This window comes from Prevotella pallens ATCC 700821 (assembly GCF_000220255.1).
Classification (GTDB): Bacteria; Bacteroidota; Bacteroidia; order Bacteroidales; family Bacteroidaceae; genus Prevotella; species Prevotella pallens.
The window spans coordinates 430098-432249 of the sequence record NZ_GL982514.1 but is presented as its reverse complement, the minus strand read 5'-3'; the positions used below and the strand labels follow the sequence as shown (position 1 = coordinate 432249).

The 2152-nt window shown below is 39.5% G+C and carries 1 protein-coding gene and 1 pseudogene; both read right to left on the bottom strand.

From position 1 onward, the window contains the following. Positions 1-748: pseudogene (locus tag HMPREF9144_RS13585) on the bottom strand (RHS repeat-associated core domain-containing protein); the annotation flags it as partial. 533 nt (positions 749-1281) lie between these two features. After that, positions 1282-2152, bottom strand: an 871-nt coding sequence (locus tag HMPREF9144_RS13885) for an RHS repeat-associated core domain-containing protein (RefSeq protein ID WP_006046126.1), incomplete at its 5' end; no start/stop codon positions are given.

Sequence of the window (2152 nt, the reverse complement as noted above, 5' to 3'; positions counted from 1 at the left end):
TTTGATTCATACGTTCAGCATAGTCCTGCTGACCAGCCGTTACGTATGAACCGTTGCGTCCATAGACGTTATTGAACAATCCTGTACCGATACGGCTGGCGATTCGTTTGTCACCAATGAAGTAATGCTTCGTGAATCTATTCTTGTTTACAGAGAGAATACTTGCAGGATAAAGCGTGAAGTTGTCTGTCTCGTGGAACGTGATGCCTTGTGGTGCACCGTTGATATACACACCTTCCATCGTACCATAACTCTTCATGATGCGTTCGCCAGCAGCATTGTAAGTGTAACGACTCGTCTTGCCATTGTCAGAGAGTACCATCAAGCGGTTGTCCTCGTCCCAGTACATCTCACGGGTAGTATTCGTTGAATCGTTCGTTACCAGCGTTGGATTACCATTGGCATCATACGTGTAATGGTCGTGACCAATCTGCGTTGGAGCCGTCGGATGGTTACTGTCCTCATACTTATAAGCGAAGTTATAAGACTTAGCTGTTGTCGTTGAATCCACTTTCTGAACTTTTGTCAGCGGCTCACTCATGATGCCGTAGGTCATATCCAATCAATACGATGCTGTCTTGGTTTTGCCGTTGGCAGAGATCAATCGGTTGATGTCGTCGTAGGTGTAGCTGTGGCTGTTTGCCCCGCCGAGCTTCGCCTTGTTCTTATCGGCTATATTCTGCGGGTCGGCATTGTTGATGATGCCGAGGATATTGTCCACCAAGTCGTACTTATATTTGTTCTGCATGATGGTACTTCCCGCCGAAGTGAGCGTCATCTCCTGCAAACGCTCACGCTGCTTGTCGTATGTGTAGCGGCTTTCCGTGCCATTGCCGGGATTGGTGTAAACGGTGTGTCCGTCCTTATCGTAGCCTATCTTATCTACGATATAACTTTCCTTACCTAATTCTTTACTTGTGGAGACTCCAATCTGTCCTACAAAGTTATAACCTATATCGATCTCACCCACATCAGAATAATTCTTCTTTAATTCGATTGAGCTCATATAAATTTGTCAATATTTACATATCATCATCACTTTTTCTTATAATAAATAAAAGCGATCATAATAATGCTTATTATATACCAGAACAAGCTCAACAAAGAAGTACTACCTAATAAGAAATAAATTCTATCGAGGGTATTACTATCATCTATTGACATCTCAAAGTTATATTTTACTGTAGTATAAAAACCCAATATAACCCATGTATATATAACTAGCCATAAAATAGATATAGCTACGAATATGAATATATATTTTTTCATTGTTTTCTATTTTCAATAGCTACTGTTAAAGCTACTACCAAATGCCCCGGATCCGCTTCCACTAGAGGAAGTGTCTGAGCTTGAAGTATTTGCACTTGAACCAGAACTTGATCCCATTGCCTCCGAACTGGAACCAGAGGAACCAACTCCATTTATTCTCTCTATTTTCTTTGCCTGCGAGTAATACGTTTTTAATCTATCAGTTGCATCATTTACATTCTTATTATCTTTTGATGATTTCTCTAAATACTTTTGCAATGAAGATGGTATAACAAAGTCTTCGTCATAATTTGAAAAAATTCCTTTTGCATCAAACACAGTTGAACCACCTGCCTTTATTGCATCTGAACTCATTGTAGTACAATTATTATTAAATAAATTATACTCGTCTATAACTTTTCCATATTTTTTAATATTAGGCTTGTTAGTATCAGGTCTCGTACTTGATACATTATATTTAGAGTCAAAATAATTTCTAACCTTACTATCACTCGCATCTTTAATTTGGAAAGCTTTTGCCTCCATCCTATATAGCTCACTTTTTATATAGTTTTTTGCTTTATCCCCATTATATCTAACAAGTACGCCTTCTCCCACAGGACCCAAACCATCGCCATACCTACCATAAGTATAAACTGTAATGCCCTTACTATCTGCAATAGCAACAAATGTATGATCAGTTCCCTTCGTTTCTGTGAAAATATAGACTTTCCGCCCGTCGGTATCCACCAGTTTTACTGGATTATCTAGTGTATACACATATCCACCAGTAGTGACATATTTCTCCGCCAACGGATCCACTCCATACCACAGACTCGTCACAGGGTTCAAGTATCTTGCACCGTAATAGTACAAGCCAGTCTCTTCATCCATCTCTTTACCA